Below are 15740 nucleotides of genomic sequence, written 5' to 3'. Positions count from 1 at the left end.
GCGGCGGGCGTGAAAAACGGGGGAAAGATCAGCCCATCAGCTGCATGAGCAGACAGGCCAGCGGGATGGTGACGATGGAGCAGACGGTGGTGACCAGGATGCCGCCCATGGCGTAGTCCCCCTCCGAGCCGGAGGCCTGGGCCATCATGACGATGGAGGACATGGCGGGCAGGGAGGCCAGCAAGGAGATGGTCAGATGGATGTTGGGGTTGAGGGGCAGGAAGCCCAGCAGGAAGTAGAAGACCAGCGGGAAGAGCAGCATTTTAATGGCCACGATGCCGTAGTATTCCCGGATGCGCAGATACCGCACCACCTTCATGCAGGCGAAGACACCGCCCAGATAAATCATGGCCAGCGGGGTGGCGGTGGCGCCGATTTTGTCCAGGGCGGTGTTGAGCAGCGACGGCAGTTTCAGCCCGGTGAGGACCATCACCACCGACAGCACGATGGCCACCGTGCAGGGGTTGATCATCTTTTTGGGGTCAAAGGAGCCCTTGCCGCCGGGGGTGGTGAGCTTGACGCCCAGCGTCCAGAGCACCATCTGGTCGATGATGGTGAAGACGGCGATGTAGAGCATGCCGTAGTCGGGGAAGATGCTGGAGACGATGGGGATGCCCATGAAGCCCACGTTGCCGAACATGGTCAGGGCGCGGTAGACCTGGGCGCGGTCGCCCTGGAGCCGGAAGGCGGCGGCCATCAGCCTGGCCATCACAAAGGTACAGATGTAGAGCAGCGCCGTGAGGCCCAGCAGCGAGAGGGAACTCAGCAGCGACGAACGGTTCACGCCATCCACCGTGTTGGTGAAGATCATGACGGGCATGGCCAGCTTCACCACGAAGCGGGAGATGGTTTCCAGGGTATCCCGGGTCAGCACGCGGGTCTTGACCAGCAGGATGCCCACCACAATATAGATCACGAACAGGCCGATCTGTTCGGCCAGAATCCACACGATATCCATAGGAGGTTGTTTGTCATCCTTTCTTTTGTACACAGAGAAAACCGGCAGAAACTTCTGCCGGTTGGAAAAAATGGAGTTTGATGGGGACCGTCAGCACAGATCGCTGCGGCTTTGCAGGTACTGCACGATGAGGTCGGCGGCGGCCTCCGGCCCGATGGAGGCGTCCACCGTCAGGGCGTAGTCCCGGGCGTCGCCCCACCGCTGGCCCGAGATGTGCCGGTAGTAGGAGGCCCGGGCACCGTCAGGAAGAAGAAGGCGCCCACCGCCATCAGCGCCAGCCCGAAGCCCACGGCGGTGGCCAGGGTCTGGCGACAGCGGGCGATTTTCCGGGCGGCGTAGTTGAAGCTGATCACCGGCACAATGCAGGTCTGCATGGCTCCCAGCGGGATGAAGTAGAAGGTCTGCCACTTGTAGTACAGTCCCAGGGCGGTCACCGCCTGGTCGGAGAAGCCGGCCAGGATCAGGTTGAGGCCCAGGATGTAGACGGTGTAGGCGGACTGCATGAGGATGTTGGGCAGACCCAGCCGGAAGATGCGGGCGATCTGGGCGGGGAACACCGCCAGGGCAGGCACCGGGCGCAGGCCCTTGCGGGCCACGATGAGGGCGGCCACCACCTGGCCGGTGACGGTGGCCACGGCGGCCCCGGCAATGCCCATCTGGGGCAGACCGAACAGCCCGAAGATCAGCAGCGGGTCCAGCACGATGTTGGTCACCGCCCCCAGGATCTGGGCGATCATGGGGGTGGTCATGTCGCCCCGGGCCTGGAGGACCTTGGTCCAGACGCTTTCCAGAAAGAGCCCGAAGCTGCACACACAGACGATCCGCCCGTAGGTCACCACATCCCGGATGACGGCCTCGGCGTGGGTGGAGATCCGGGCGTACCCGGGCAGCACCACCCAGCAGGCGGCAGCAAAGACCAGCCAGAGCCCGGCGGCCAGGGGCGTGCCCACCCCGGCGCAGGTCTCGGCCCGGTCCTGTCGGCCGGTGCCCAGTTCGGCGGCCATGACGGTGTTGATGCCCACCCCGGTGCCCACCGCCAGGGCGATCATCAGCAGCTGCAGGGGATAGATGATGGACAGCGCCGTCAGTCCCGAGCCGGAATACCGCCCGACGAAGAGGCTGTCCACAATGTTGTACAGCGCCTGGATCAGCTGGGCCAGCATGACGGGCGGCGCCAGCTTCCAGAGAATCCGGCTGATCTTCTCGGTGCCGAACAGTTCACTGGTGGTCATGGCTGCTTCCCCTCCCGGTGTTCCAGACTTTCCTGCAGAGCGCGGTCGTATTCCTGCAGCAGGGCGGCCAGCGTGCGCAGCTTGTCGCTGCCCAGCCGCCGCAGCGCCGCGGCCTCTCCCACTTCCAGGAAATCCCAGAAGGGCCGGGCGTAGTCCAGCCCCGCGTCGGTGAGCACATAGGCCTTCTCCCGCCCGGGGCCGGGGCGCCGGGTCAGCAGGCCGCCGGCATGCAGCACGCCGATCACATGGTTGATGGTCTGGCGCGGCAGCAGATACCGGTCGCAGATCTGCTTCTGGGTGCAGTAGCCCTGCTCCCGCAGCGTGTACAGCACCAGCAGTTCGTTGTAGCTGATGCCGTGGACCGCCGCCCACCGGGAATAGTTGCCCCGGAACTGGACGATGGCCCGGTTGATGGCGTCCAGCAAAGCGTGGCTTTCCTGTTCCATGGTATCCCTCCCGAACGATAATCCCAAATGGGATTACAAGCCCGAATTTCCGTTTTTGCAAGAGGAAATTTTCCCGGCTGCCGTCCGGCAGAATCCCCCTTGCCCGGCGGAGCAAAACAGAGTATGATGAAAGCCATCTGGATAAGAGGGAGGAAAACAGCTATGCAGTATGCCCATGTGCGCCCGGCGGAATTTCTGGCCCGGCCCAACCGGTTTGTGGCCCGGGTGCTGCTGGACGGCAAGGAGGAGACCGTCCATGTGAAGAACACCGGCCGCTGCCGGGAACTGCTGGTGCCGGGGGCAAGGGTGTATCTGGCCGAAGGGGACAACCCTGCCCGCAAGACCCGGTACGATCTGGTGGCGGTGGAAAAAGGGGAGCTGCTGGTGAATCTGGATTCCCAGGCGCCCAACAAGGTGTTTGCCCAGTGGGCGCAGGCCGGCGGATTCCGCCCCGGCCTGACGCTGCTGCGCCCCGAGACCACCTGGGGCAATTCCCGGTTTGACTTCTACTGGGAGGATGCCGCCGGGCAGCGGGGCTTCGTGGAGGTCAAGGGTGTGACGCTGGAGGAGGAAGGCCACGTGCGCTTTCCCGACGCGCCCACCCTGCGGGGCGTCAAGCACCTGGAGGAGCTGGTCCGCGCCCGGGCGGAAGGGTACGAGGCGGCGGTCTGCTTTGTGGTGCAGATGGAGGGCATGGTGGATTTCGCCCCCAACGACGCTACCCACCCGGCCTTCGGCGCGGCGCTGCGCCGGGCTGCGGCGTCGGGTGTGACGGTGCTGGCCATGGAGTGCGCGGTCACCCCCGGCAGCCTTGCCATCCGTCGTCCCATCCCGGTGCGGCTGTGAAATGACAAAGGCCCCCGGCCGCGGCAAAACTGCCGCGGCCGGGGGCTGCGTGTACGGAGCAATATTCCGTCAGAATCTTATTTCTTCTGGCCGTAGTAGGCGTTGGGGCCGTGCTTGCGCATGTAGTGCTTGTCCTGCAGGTACTGGGGCGCCGGGGCGGCGTCGGGGAGCACCTGGCGGGTCAGAATGGCCATCTTGGCCACCTCTTCCAGCACCACGGCGTGGTAGACGGCCTGGGCCGCATCCTTGCCCCAGGTGAAGGGGCCGTGGCTATGGCAGATGACACCCGGCACCGCCACCGGGTCGATGCTGCGCTGGGTGAAGGTCTCGATGATGATCTTGCCGGTGTTCTTCTCGTAGTCCTCGTCCAGTTCCTCCTTGGTCAGGTGACGGGCGCAGGGGATGGGGCCGTAGAAGTAGTCGGCGTGGGTGGTGCCGTAGCAGGGGATATCCTGCCCGGCCTGGGCCCAGGCCACGGCGTAGGGGCTGTGGGTGTGCACGATGCCGCCCAGGGTGGGGAAGGCCTTGTACAGTTCCAGATGGGTCTTGGTATCGCTGGAGGGGTTCAGGTCACCCTCCACCCGGTTGCCGTCCAGGTCCAGCACCACCAGGTTGTCCGGCGTCAGCTCGTCGTATTCCACGCCGGAGGGCTTGATGACGACCAGCCCTTTTTCCCGGTCGATGCCCGACACGTTGCCCCAGGTATAGGTCACGAGGTTGCGGCGGGGCAGTTCCATATTGGCCTCATAGACCTGTTTGCGCAGTTCTTCCAGCATAGTTTGATTACCTCATTTCGGGGTCCGGGCGCGCCCGGACGGTGTTTTGTGTGACGGGCGGGATCAGAAATGTTCCACCGCGGCCCGCTCGGCGTGCAGGGCGGCCTTGTACCGCTCCAGGAAGGCGGTGAAGCCGCGCACATCCTCCGCCCGGGGCTCCAGGGTGGTGCCGGGGGCGTCGGCGAAGATCTTCTGCTGCAGGTAGTCCGCCAGGTCCAGCGTGCAGCCTTCCAGCACGGCGCGCCGGTAACCGGCCAGCAGTGCCATGCCGTAGGGGCCGCCCTCGCCGGCGGTCTCCATGACGGTGACCGGGGCCTGGGCTGCCGCCGCCAGATACCGCTGGGCGACGCCGGGGGTCTTGAACAGGCCGCCGTGGCCCAGCAGACGGTCCACAGCCACCTTCTCATCCTGCAGGATGTCCAGGCCGATCTTCAGGGTGGCCATGGCGGAGTAGATGTGGGCCCGCATCAGGTTGGGCAGCGAGAAGTCGCTGGCCGCGGTGCGCAGCAGCAGCGGATGGCCCGCGTCGAAGTGGGTCACGCCCTCGCCGGAATAGTAGTTCACCGGCACCACGTTGCCGCAGTCCGGCGCGCCCTCCAGCGAGGCGTTGAAGAGCAGCGGGAACAGCTGGGAAGCGGGTACTTTCGCCCCGCACAGCGCTGCCACCTGGCCGAACAGGTTCACCCAGGCGTTCAGGTCGCTGGTGCAGTTGTTGCAGTGCACCATGGCCACCGGGGCGCCGTCCGGCGTGGTGACCAGGTCGATCTCGGGGTAGACGTTCTGCAGCGGCTTTTCCAGCACCACCATGGCAAAGATGGAGGTGCCGGCACTCACGTTGCCGGTGCGCACCGCCACCGTGTTGGTGGCGGCCATGCCGGTGCCGGCGTCGCCCTCCGGCGGGCAGACCGGCACACCGGGCTGCAGCGTGCCGGTGGGATCCAGCATCCTGGCGCCTTCCGCGGTCAGCGTGCCGGCGTCCTGCCCGGCGCAGAGCACCTTGGGCAGCAGGTCGGCCAGCCGGTAGGGCAGCTTCGCCCCGGCCAGCAGCTCGTCAAAGGAGGTCATCATGGCGGCGTCGTAGTCGCAGGTCTGGCTGTCGATGGGGAACATGCCGGAGGCATCGCCGATGCCCAGCACCTTCTCGCCGGTGAGCTGCCAGTGCACATAGCCCGCCAGGGTGGTCAGGAAGGCGATATCCTTCACGTGGCTTTCCCCGTTGAGGATGGCCTGGTACAGGTGGGCCACGCTCCAGCGCTGGGGAATGTTGAAGTGGAACCGCTTGGTCAGCGCCTCGGCTGCGGCCTGGGTGGTGGTGTTGCGCCAGGTGCGGAAGGGGGCCAGCTGGCGGCCGTCCTTGTCAAAGGGCAGGTAGCCGTGCATCATGGCGGAAACGCCCAGGGCGCCCACCGTGGTCAGCGGTTCGCCGTAGGTTTTCTGGTAGTCTTCGGCCAGGTTGCGGTAGGCATCCTGGATGCCGGCCCAGACCTCCTCCAGGGGATAGGTCCAATAACCGCCCTCGAAGTGGTTTTCCCAGTCGTGGGCGCCGCTGGCCAGCACCGAGCCGTCGGGACCGGCCAGAACGGCCTTGATGCGGGTAGAGCCCAGCTCAATGCCCAATGCAGTGGATTTTTGTTCAAATTTGTTCATGAGATCACCGCCTGTGAAATTTATGAAGTGGGGAGATTGACAGCGCCGCAGGCGCCATTTACAATACAGGAAAGGGAAAAGGAAGAACGGGAGGAGCGGAACGTGCGAGCCATCTTCGACAAAAAGGAATTGTTGGTCCTGCTGCAGGATTTTTACGAGCTGACAGGACTGCGCACCGTGGTGTTTGACGAGTGGGGCATGGACATTCTGTCCTATCCCGCCGAGCTGCCGGCTTTCTGCCGGCTGGTGCGGTCCACGCCGGAGGGCACCCAGGGGTGCCGTCTGTGCGACCAGAAGGCCTGCCGTCAGGCCCAGCGGGAGCGCAAGACGCTGATCTATCCCTGCCATGCGGGGCTCATCGAGGCCATCACCCCCATCCAGGTGGACGGCGTGGTGGTGGGGTATCTGCTGCTGAGCCACATCGTGCAGGGCGCCGACGAGGAAGCGGAGTGGCGGCGGGTGCTGGAACTCTGCCGGCCCTACGGCATCGGGGAAACCGCCCTGCGGGAAGCCTACGGGCAGCTGCCCCGCACCCCCTACCGGGTGCTGCGGGCGGCGGGGGATCTGTTGTCCTTCTCGGCCCGGGCGCTGTGCCAGGCCCGGATGGCCCGGCTGGTGCCCGGCAGCATGCAGGAGCGGCTCACCCACTACGTGTCGGAGCACCTGGCGGAGGACCTTTCCAGCGAGCGGATCTGTACCGCGCTGGGCATGGGCCGCACGGCGCTCTACGAGCTGTCCAAGCAGACCTACGGCTGCGGCATCCACGAGTATGTGCGGCGGCTGCGCATCCAGTCGGCCATGCAGCTGCTGACTACCACCAAGCTGACTAACAGCGAAATCTGCCAGCGGATCGGCATCGCGGACTACAACTATTTCTTCCGTGTCTTCCGCAAACAGACGGGTTTTACCCCCCAGGCCTACCGCCGTCAGTTCGGCGGACCGGAGACATAACCCATTCTTTCTCTATCATACATCCGGACCCACGGCTCAGGATAGTCATGAATGTTCGGAGAATTGGATTTTTGTTCGATTTTGTTGCGCGTTTCATCGCTGCGGCAGCCTTGCCCCGGCGGGATGTTTTCCGGCATCCCCGCCGCGGCGGGCTGCCTTTTTGTTTGGGGGTCAGGGCAGGGCGCTGCCCGGGGCGGGAGCGGTGCGGCTGCCCTGCCGGCAGGCCTGGCGGTACTGGCGGGGCGTCAGCCCGTAGCGGTCCTGGAACTGCCGGTAAAACTGGGTCTGGTTGGAAAAGTGCAGGTATTCGCAGATCTCCTCCACCTTGCGGTCGGTGTAGCACAGCATGCCGGCGGCGGCCTGCATGGCAAACTGCATGCCGTACTGCTGCAGGCTCAGCCCGGTGTGCCGCTTCACCACCCGGTTCAGGTAGTGGCCGCTGTAGTTCAGGGCCTGGGCCAGTTCGCTGCGGGAGATCCGCCCCGAGTGCAGCCGCAGCATGGCGGAGATGCTGTCGAACAGCTGCAGTTCCGGGTCGGGGGCCAGCTTCAGGGCGGTGTTGCTGTACTGGTCAGGCAGGGAAAGCTGGTGGAAGATCTGCATCAGCAGGCCCATGATCTGGTAAGTGGACCCCACCCGGGGCGCGATGTACTGGGCCACCAGATCCTGGAACAGGCTGTGCATGGTCTGCTGCACGGCGGGTTTGTCCGGGTCGGGGATGAAGTCGATGTACTCCATCAGGGCGGTGCTGTCCGACCGGCTGTTCTCCTGGAAGAACCGCAGGCACAGCGAGTCCGCCGCGCCCGACTCGCAGGGGAAAAAGTAGGTTTCCCGGTCGGCCAGCATACGGCGCACCAGCGACACCGGCAGGGCGAGGAAGGCGGTGTAGAAGTCGGTGGAGAATTCCTCCTGGTGGCGGATGTTGCGGTTGAGCAGGCACAGACTGCCCTGGGGGTAGAGGTGGCGCTGGTTTTCGATCCACTGGTACATCTGGCCCCGGATCACATAGAGGAACTCGAAGTAATCGTGCTGGTGCAGCGGACGGGAGAACAGCACCTCCACTGCCTGGTCGTAGTTCATCGAGGCGTGGGAGACATCCTCGGCGTAGTACTGGGAGTAGAAAAACATATGTTCGGGATCATCGGGGTGGAAAGTCTCGAAGATCAGGTCGGGCACGTGGCTGAGCTCCTGGCGGCGGCCCTGGATGACACGGCTCTGGTAGCCGGTGCGCAGGGTGACCACCGATTCCCCCTGGTAAGCGGCAGGGTTCGGGATGGATTCCATGGCGGAAAACGCCTCCTTCTGACGGGACAGGTCCGTATTTGTTAGGAATTATACCATGGCGGGAAGCTTTTTGCCATACCCTTTTGGACCGGTTGGGCCTAAGATAAAAGTATCGGAACACCGAGTATATCGGCCCAAAGGAGGAAAACTGCACCATGGAAAAACAAAAAACCTACCTGACCTTCTGGCAGAAGGTCGCCTACGGATCCGGGGATTTCGGGTCCAACTTCTTCTACATGCTCTTAACGTCCTTTGCCATGCTCTACCTTGGCAACTACGTGGGGCTGGATGTGGGCATCGTGGGCACCCTGATGGCGGTCAGCAAGCTGCTGGACGGCATCACCGATGTGTTTTTCGGACGACTCATCGATAAAACCAACACCAGGATGGGCAAGGCCCGGCCCTGGATGTTCTTCTCGGCCTTCCCGCTGGCATTGAGCCTGATCTTCTGCTTTGCCATCCCGGCCTCCCTGCCGGAGGTGGGCAAGTACGCCTTCTTCTTCGTCTTCTACACCGCGGCCAACGCGCTGTTCTACACCGCCAACAACATTTCCTACGCCGCCATGACCGCCTATATCACCCGCAACGATTCCGAGCGGGTCTCCCTGGGCACCTACCGGTACATTTTTGCCGTAGTAGCCTCGGTGCTGGTCATGTCCATCACCGCCGTGCTGGTGGAACAGATGGGCGGCGACCTGGCCGCCTGGCGCAACGTGGCCATCCTCTTCGCCGTGGTGCTGCTCGTCTTCAACTCGCTGGCCTCCCTCTCCTGCAAGGAGCTGCCGCCCGTGGAGGAGGAACCCGCCGCCCCGCAGGCCACTGAAACCCAGCCCGAAAAGAAGGAAAACTTCTTCACCGCTCTTAAGATCATCCTCACCAACAAGTACTATCTTCTGCTGCTGGCCATCTATCTGCTGCTCTACTGCAACACCGGCCTGGCCAGCAACGTGGGCACCTTCTATTTCACCTATGTCATCGGCGACCTGTCGCTGATGGGCCTGACCTCCCTGAGCTCCTTCGTCATGATTGTCGGCCTCATCGCCAACCCCATCCTGGTCAAGCGGTTCGGCATGTACCGGGTCAACCTGGTCTCCTACCTGATCAACGCCCTGCTCTGCCTGATGCTCATTCCCTTCGCCTACGCCGGCAACCTGATGGTGCTGGTGGCCCTGAGCTTTGTGCGCAGCGTGATCATGGCGCCCCTGATGGGCAGCATCAACGCCCTGGTGGCGGAGGTGGGCCAGAACGCCTACCTCAAGACCCACACCCACGTGGAAGGCATGATGTTCAGCTGCTCCTCCATCGGCATGAAGGTGGGCTCCGGCCTGGGCGCTGCGGTGGCCGGCTGGCTGATGAGCTTCGCGGGCTACGTCAACGGTGCCGCCACTCAGCCGGGCTCCGCCGTCTCGATGATCAAATTCTGTTACGCCGGCCTGCCCTTCATTATGGTGGTGCTCATGGCGGTCTGCCTGTGGCGGATGAAAGTGGTGGAGGAAAACCGCAAACTCTCCGCCACCGTGTGACAAAGGGAGGAACTTTGTATGAAACGACTGGATTGGAACAAAAACTGGCAATTTTTCCGGCAGGACTGCCCTGAACAGGTCCGCACGCTGGACCTGCCCCATGACGCCATGCTGGAGGAACCCCGCTGTCAGGAGAATCCCAGCCAGAGCGCCGGGGCCTACTTCGCGGGCGGCCGCTACCATTACGAGAAAACCTTTGCCTGGTCCCCCGACTGGGCCGGCAAGGAGATCTGGCTGCAGCTGGAGGGTGTGTATCAGACCGCGGAAGTCACGGTCAACGGCCGGGAAGCCGCCCGGGTGACCAACGGCTACACCACCACCGAAGTCTGCATCACGTCCTTGCTGCGGGAGGGGGAGAACACCCTCTGCGTGGAGGCGGACAACAGCCGCCAGCCCAACAGCCGCTGGTACACCGGCGCGGGGCTGTACCGGCCGGTGTGGCTCTGGGTGCTGGAACCTGGCGGGCTGCCGCTCCACGGCGTGAAGGTGACAACGCTGGGCCTGGACCCGGCCCGGGTGGAGGTCACGGTGGCCCACCAGCGGGGCCAGGCCCGGGTGGAGATCCTGGACGGACAGACCGTGGTGGCTGCCGGCCGGGGCGACAGGGTGGAACTGACGGTGCCCGATGCCCGTCTGTGGAGTGCCGGGCAGCCCAACCTCTACCGCTGCCGGGTGACGCTAGAGGAGGACGGCGCTGTGCTGGACCGCCAGGAAGTCACCTTCGGACTGCGGATGCTGTCCTGGTCGGCCGAAGGGTTCTTCGTCAACGGGCAGCGGACGCTGCTCAAGGGCGGCTGCCTCCATCACGACAACGGCCTGCTGGGCGCCTGTGCCTATGAGGAGGCCGAGTGGCGCCGGGTGCGCATCATGAAGGAGGCGGGCTTTAACGCCATACGTTCGGCCCACAATCCCTGCTCCCGGGCCATGCTGGAAGCCTGCGACACCCTGGGCATGTATGTGATGGATGAAAGCTGGGACATGTGGTACCGCCACAAGAACAAGTATGACTACGCTGAATTTTTCCCGGAGCATTGGCAGGAGGACCTGACCACCCTGGTGGAGCGGGATTACAACCATCCCGGTGTGGTGCTCTACTCCATCGGCAACGAGGTGTCGGAGCCGGCGTCGGAGCAGGGCCTGGCCCAGGAGAAGGCCATGGTGGAACTGCTCCACCGGCTGGATCCCACCCGGCCGGTCACGGGGGGCTTCAACCTGACCATTCTGGCCAACGCGGCCAAGGGACAGCTCCTTTACAATGAGGAGGGCGGCCTGAACCAGGATAACGCCGGTTCCATGGCGGGGGAGCAGGACGCCCCGGCGCCCCAGATGCCCACAGAGATGAACAGCACCCTCTTCAACCAGATGATCCAGCAGGTGGGCACCGGCATGAACCACGCCGCCGACAGCGACGAGGCCGACCGGGCCATCAGTCCGGCGCTGGACCTGCTGGACATTGCAGGCTACAACTATGCCTCGGGCCGCTACCCGCTGGAGGGGGAAAAGCATCCCGACCGGGTGATCCTGGGCAGCGAGACCTTCCCCCACGAGATCTATCAGAACTGGCAGATGGTGCGGCAGTACCCCTACCTGGTGGGCGATTTCATGTGGACCGCCTGGGACTACCTGGGGGAGGCCGGCCTGGGCGGCTGGTCCTGCCGGCCCGACGCCATGGCGTTCAACAAGCCCTGCCCCTGGCTGCTGGGCGGCGCGGGTGTCATCAGCATTCTGGGCGACCCGGACGGCGAGGCCCTCTACGCCCGCGTCGTCTGGGAGGAGGACGCCCCGCCGGCGCTGGCGGTGCGCCCGGTGAACCAGCCCCAGGACCAGCTGATCAAGTCCATCTGGCGGGGCACCAACGCCATTCCCCGATGGTCCTGGCGGGGCTGCGAGGGCCAGAAGACCATCGCCGAGGTCTATGCCCGGGGCGCCCGGGCGGAGCTGCTGCTCAACGGCCGTTCGCTGGGTACACAGCCCCTGGAAGCGTACAAGGCGCTCTTTGAAGTGACCTACCAGCCCGGCACGCTGGAGGCGGTGATCTATGACGCCGATGGTGCCGTGCTGGGCCGCACCGCCCTGCACTCTGCCGAGGGTGCCATCCGCACGGTCCTCACCCCCGAGGAAACGCCCCGGACCGGCGGCCTGGTCTACCTGAACATCGACCGCCGGGGCGAGAACGGCGTGGTGGACGGCAATCAGGATGTCACCCTGTCGGTGGAGGTGGAGGGCGGCCGGCTGCTGGGCTTTGGCAGTGCCAATCCCTGCACCGGGGAGAGCTATCTCTCCGGCCGGTTCACCACCTGGCAGGGCCGCTCCCAGGCCGTCATCCGGGCGGGGGAGGGCGGTACCCTCACCGTCAGGGCCCGGGAGGGCGAACACACCGAGGAGATCAACTGGCCCCTTTCCACCTGAACCCCGGCCCCCTTGGCTGACAAAACCTTTCCCGCAACCGGAACTTTTCCGATATACTGGGGGTCAGCCGGCAGGCGGTCTCCAAGTGGGAGAGCGGGAAATCCGACCCCGGCACCACCAACCCGCTGGCACTGGCACGGCTTTTCGGCTTGCCGCCGGAGGAACTGCTGCGGGCGGCACAGACAGCGGAATAACACAAAAGCGGAGGCTGTTCTTCTGAACAGCCTCCGCTTTTTCTTCAGGATTTGTATGCCAGACTTTCGGCCTTCCGCAGCAGGGCGATGAGCGGGCAGATGAGCAGCCCGCAGAAAAAGTTGCTGACGCCGTGGACGAAGTCCCAGGGCAGTCCGGCCAGGATCCAGGCGATCATGCCACGGAAATCCAGCCCGAAGAGCAGCGCCTGGGCGGGGGCGTACAGCGTGCCGAACAGAAAGCCGTGGGCCGCGCAGACCGCCATGTACACCGCCGGCCGGATGCGGGGCGGCAGCTGCCGGGGCAGCAGCATGACCCACGCCCACAGCACGGCCCACAGATAGAGGTAGGGCAGCCACCACAGGGCAAAGCCCGCCATCAGGCCGTTGATCAGCACATAGGTGTAAATGGGGTAGAGGGCTTTTTTGCGGTAGACCACCGTCAGCGCCACCACAAAGACCCCCAGCAGGTGGACGTTGGGCAGGGCCTCCATCAGCACCTTGGAGGCGTACATCAGCGCCCCCAGCATGCCGAAGACGGCGATCTCCCGGACCGAAAGTTTCATCTTACTCCACTTTGAAGGCGTAGCTTGCCCCGGCGGTGACCTGGGTGGCATCCACGCCGGTCTGGGCGTATTCGCCGTCCACATAGAAGGCCCAGTAGTGGCCGTCGGTATCGTAGTCGGCGGTGACGCCGTTCACCGTCTTGACGTACAGGCCGTACTCACTGTCCTCGCCCTCGATCAGGCCCAGCTCGGTCAGGGCGTCGCCCACCGTCTGGGCGTCGGTGTGGATCTCGTAATCCGTCTCGTTGCCGTCGCCGTCCACCACCGTGAAGGTAAAGGCGGTGGCACCCTCGCCCAGCACCTGGGCCGCAGCGGCGGTGTCGGCGGTGGCGGGGGCTTCGGTGGCAGCGGGGGCCGCTTCGCTGGTGGCGGCCTCGCTCACCGGGGAGGTGTCGGACGGAGCGGTGCTCTGGCCGGAGCAGCCGGTGCACAGCGCGGCCGCCGCAATCAGCGCGCTGCAGACCAGCAGGGACAGGGTGCGTTTCAGGGATTTTTTCTGCATGCTAGTTCTCTCCTTGTTCGGTAAAATGGGTCCGGGCGGGCCGGTGCGCGCGGCATGCCCGGAAAAGGGGTCCGAAAAATATTCCGGCTGACCGCGGGGTCTCTCGCCTTCTCGGGTTCGTGGCCCAATGGCTTGTCCCCGGCTTGCGGAACCGGGCAGAAAGACCTGTCTGTATGCGGAACACGGCGACGGGCTCGCGCGGGAATTTCACCCGCTTCCTCTTCGGACGGGTTCCATTATACGGGAAAAGACGTGCTTTTTCAATCGGAAACCGTCGTGCCGGGCCGATGGTTCGGCGGTAAACGCCTGTTTTCGATTGAAATTTCAACGGGAATATGTTAAGATTTGGTATAGGCTCATGGAACGGTGGAGCCGTTCCGGGGCCGGACACCGCAGGCGCGGTGTGTGAACGAGCAATCGAAAGGAAGAGACCATATGGCACGGAAACAACCCGCATCCACCAAGAAGCAACCGGCCAAGGCTGCGCCGGCCGCCAAGAAGGCAGCCCCGGCCGTCAAGACCGCCCCGGCCGCTCCGGCCAAGCCGGAAGCTGCCGAACCGGTCCAGCCCGCAGCACCGGCGACGGACACCCCGGCCGAAGCTCCTGCGGCCAAAAAGACCGCGAAGAAACCGGCCCCCGCCAAGGCGGACAAGCCGGCAGCCAAGAAACCGGCAGCCAGAAAGACGACGGCGAAGAAGACCAAGGCCGCGGCGCCCAAGGAAGAGCCCGCGGTGACCGAGGCGGCGCCCGCAGTGACCGGGGAAAACATCCCGGCCCCCGAGGCAAAGCCTGCGGCGGTTGAGGAAAAGGCCGTCCAACCCGAAGCAAACCCCGCCCCGGCCCCTGTGGAGGAGACCCCGGCGCCTGTGGAAACAGAGATCCAGCCGGAGGAGGTACCCGCCATGGAAACCTATTATTATGATACACCCCGCAGAAGCATTGCGTTCATCGGTTCGGAATGCCATCCCTTTGTGAAGACCGGCGGTCTGGGCGACGTGATGTACGCTTTGCCCCGGGAACTGGTGAAGCAGAACTGTGATGTCCGGGTGATTCTGCCCCGGTACGCCTGCATCCCCCAGCAGTACCAGGACAAGATGGTCTACCGCGGCGAATTTTACATGGACCTGGGCCTGACGGGCCGCAGCTATTATGTGGGTATCATGGAGTATGTCTGGGACGGTGTGGTCTACGACTTCATCGACAACCAGGAGTTCTTCTCTTCGGGCAATCCCTACATCAGTCTGGTGGACGATATCCCCAAGTACTGCTACTTCAGCAAGGCGGCGCTGGCGGCGCTGAACTACATGAACTGGATCCCCGACATCATCCACTGCCACGACTGGCAGGCGGCGCTGGTGCCGGTGTATCTGCGCACCATGTTCCAGGGCACGCCGGTGGGCCACGCCAAGACGATACTGACCATCCACAACCTGCGGTTCCAGGGCATCTACAACATCCCCACCCTGAAATACTGGACCGGCCTGCCCGACGAAGTGTTCAACATGGGCGCGCTGAAGCAGGGCTATGAGGATGCCAACATGCTCAAGGGCGGCCTGGCCTACGCCGACCGCATCACCACGGTGAGCGGTACCTACGCCTGGGAGATCCAGACCCCCGAGTACGGCGAAAAGCTGGAGGACCACCTGCGCTACCACAGCTACAAGCTGCGGGGGATCGTGAACGGCATCGACTACGGCATGTGGAACCCCGCCACCGACCCGGCCCTGGCGGTGAACTACGACATCACCAACGTGCTGGACCACAAGTGGCAGAACAAGCTGGCTTTGCAGCAGGAACTGGGTCTGGTGCAGGATCAGGGCAAGTTTGTCATCGGCCTGATCTCCCGCCTGACCAACCAGAAGGGCCTGGACCTGGTGAACGCCATCGTCCCCGAACTGATGGACGGCAACACCCAGGTCATCGTGCTGGGCACCGGCGACAAGCAGTACGAGGACACCTTCCGCTACTACGAGAACGTCTACCGCGGCATGTTCAGCGCCTGCATCCAGTACGACGAGTCCCGCGCCCACCGCATCTATGCGGGCGCCGACGCGCTGCTGGTGCCCTCCCGGTTTGAGCCCTGCGGCCTGACCCAGCTCAACGCCATGCACTACGGCACGCTGCCCATCGTGCGGGAGACCGGCGGCCTGAAGGATACCGTGGAGCCCTACAACGTCTTCAACGGCGAGGGCAATGGCTTCACCTTCGACCGCTACGATGCCGGCCTGCTGCTGGACGCCGTCAACCGCGCCAAGACCGAGTACTTTGTCAACCGCTACCACTGGGACGAGGTGGTCCAGCGGGATATGGCCAAGGATGTTTCCTGGCAGAACTCCGCCCGTCAGTACAAGGACCTCTACCTGGAACTGACTCCGTGGTAATCGCTGTTTTGTCCGTTGCAGGGCAGC

At 64.2% G+C, this 15740-nt stretch carries 13 protein-coding genes, 1 pseudogene and 1 riboswitch; of the genes and pseudogenes, 6 read left to right on the top strand and 8 right to left on the bottom strand.

What is annotated here, in order from left to right; genetic code table 11:
• Positions 1–28 precede the first annotated feature (28 nt).
• The 3 genes from ABGT73_RS10935 to ABGT73_RS10925 all read right to left on the bottom strand — a co-directional run bounded on the left by ABGT73_RS10935 (position 29) and on the right by ABGT73_RS10925 (position 2636).
• Complete coding sequence (locus ABGT73_RS10935) at positions 29–958, bottom strand: AEC family transporter (RefSeq protein ID WP_346669735.1); 930 nt, start codon at positions 956–958, stop codon at positions 29–31.
• A 170-nt stretch (positions 959–1128) separates the two neighbouring features.
• Positions 1129–2190, bottom strand: coding sequence for an MATE family efflux transporter (locus ABGT73_RS10930; RefSeq protein WP_346669734.1), 1062 nt, complete (start codon positions 2188–2190; stop codon positions 1129–1131).
• A complete protein-coding gene (locus tag ABGT73_RS10925; RefSeq protein ID WP_346669733.1) occupies positions 2187–2636 on the bottom strand; it encodes a MarR family winged helix-turn-helix transcriptional regulator in 450 nt (149 codons plus the stop codon). The genes ABGT73_RS10930 and ABGT73_RS10925 overlap by 4 nt, the downstream gene beginning before the upstream one ends.
• Positions 2637–2798: 162 nt before the next feature.
• Here ABGT73_RS10925 and sfsA point away from each other — a divergent pair, with 162 nt between their 5' ends.
• Positions 2799–3482, top strand: coding sequence for a DNA/RNA nuclease SfsA (gene sfsA, locus ABGT73_RS10920; RefSeq protein ID WP_346669732.1), 684 nt, complete (start codon positions 2799–2801; stop codon positions 3480–3482).
• A gap of 77 nt (positions 3483–3559) precedes the next feature.
• Here sfsA and ABGT73_RS10915 read toward each other — a convergent pair whose 3' ends face one another.
• Positions 3560–4258: an L-ribulose-5-phosphate 4-epimerase gene (locus ABGT73_RS10915; protein WP_346669731.1), complete on the bottom strand. Its 699-nt coding sequence runs from the start codon at positions 4256–4258 to the stop codon at positions 3560–3562.
• Between the two features lie 63 nt (positions 4259–4321).
• Positions 4322–5905 (bottom strand): FGGY-family carbohydrate kinase, encoded by a 1584-nt coding sequence (locus tag ABGT73_RS10910; RefSeq protein ID WP_346669730.1) that lies wholly within the window; start codon positions 5903–5905, stop codon positions 4322–4324.
• A gap of 102 nt (positions 5906–6007) precedes the next feature.
• On the opposite strand from ABGT73_RS10910, the gene ABGT73_RS10905 reads away from it, so the two are divergent.
• Positions 6008–6856 carry a PocR ligand-binding domain-containing protein gene (locus ABGT73_RS10905; RefSeq protein WP_346669729.1) on the top strand — a complete coding sequence of 283 codons (849 nt, stop codon included), beginning with the start codon at positions 6008–6010 and terminating at the stop codon, positions 6854–6856.
• A 171-nt stretch (positions 6857–7027) separates the two neighbouring features.
• Here the strand turns inward: ABGT73_RS10905 and ABGT73_RS10900 are convergent, their stop codons facing one another.
• Positions 7028–8140 carry an AraC family transcriptional regulator gene (locus ABGT73_RS10900; RefSeq protein ID WP_346669728.1) on the bottom strand — a complete coding sequence of 371 codons (1113 nt, stop codon included), beginning with the start codon at positions 8138–8140 and terminating at the stop codon, positions 7028–7030.
• A gap of 155 nt (positions 8141–8295) precedes the next feature.
• On the opposite strand from ABGT73_RS10900, the gene ABGT73_RS10895 reads away from it, so the two are divergent.
• The 3 genes and pseudogenes from ABGT73_RS10895 to ABGT73_RS10885 all read left to right on the top strand — a co-directional run.
• Positions 8296–9663, top strand: a complete 1368-nt coding sequence (locus ABGT73_RS10895; RefSeq protein WP_346669727.1) for an MFS transporter — start codon at positions 8296–8298, stop codon at positions 9661–9663.
• Positions 9664–9681: 18 nt separating this feature from the next.
• Complete coding sequence (locus ABGT73_RS10890) at positions 9682–12072, top strand: glycoside hydrolase family 2 TIM barrel-domain containing protein (protein WP_346669726.1); 2391 nt, start codon at positions 9682–9684, stop codon at positions 12070–12072.
• Positions 12073–12107: 35 nt separating this feature from the next.
• Positions 12108–12266: pseudogene (locus ABGT73_RS10885) on the top strand (helix-turn-helix transcriptional regulator); the annotation flags it as partial.
• 44 nt (positions 12267–12310) lie between these two features.
• Here the strand turns inward: ABGT73_RS10885 and ABGT73_RS10880 are convergent.
• Together ABGT73_RS10880 and ABGT73_RS10875 are read right to left on the bottom strand one after the other, a co-directional pair.
• Positions 12311–12829 carry a hypothetical protein gene (locus ABGT73_RS10880; protein ID WP_346669725.1) on the bottom strand — a complete coding sequence of 173 codons (519 nt, stop codon included), beginning with the start codon at positions 12827–12829 and terminating at the stop codon, positions 12311–12313.
• A 1-nt stretch (position 12830) separates the two neighbouring features.
• Entirely contained in the window at positions 12831–13331 is a 501-nt protein-coding gene (locus tag ABGT73_RS10875; protein ID WP_346669724.1) for a DUF4430 domain-containing protein, read from the bottom strand.
• A 55-nt stretch (positions 13332–13386) separates the two neighbouring features.
• Positions 13387–13593, bottom strand: a riboswitch (cobalamin riboswitch).
• 173 nt (positions 13594–13766) lie between these two features.
• Here ABGT73_RS10875 and ABGT73_RS10870 point away from each other — a divergent pair.
• Positions 13767–15713, top strand: a complete 1947-nt coding sequence (locus tag ABGT73_RS10870) for a glycogen/starch synthase (protein WP_346669723.1) — start codon at positions 13767–13769, stop codon at positions 15711–15713.
• The last annotated feature ends 27 nt before the right edge of the window (positions 15714–15740 follow it).

Source organism: uncultured Subdoligranulum sp., from assembly GCF_963931595.1.
Classification (GTDB): domain Bacteria; phylum Bacillota; class Clostridia; order Oscillospirales; family Ruminococcaceae; genus Gemmiger.
Note: the sequence above shows the minus strand (reverse complement) of the source record. Positions and strands in the feature narration are given on the sequence as shown.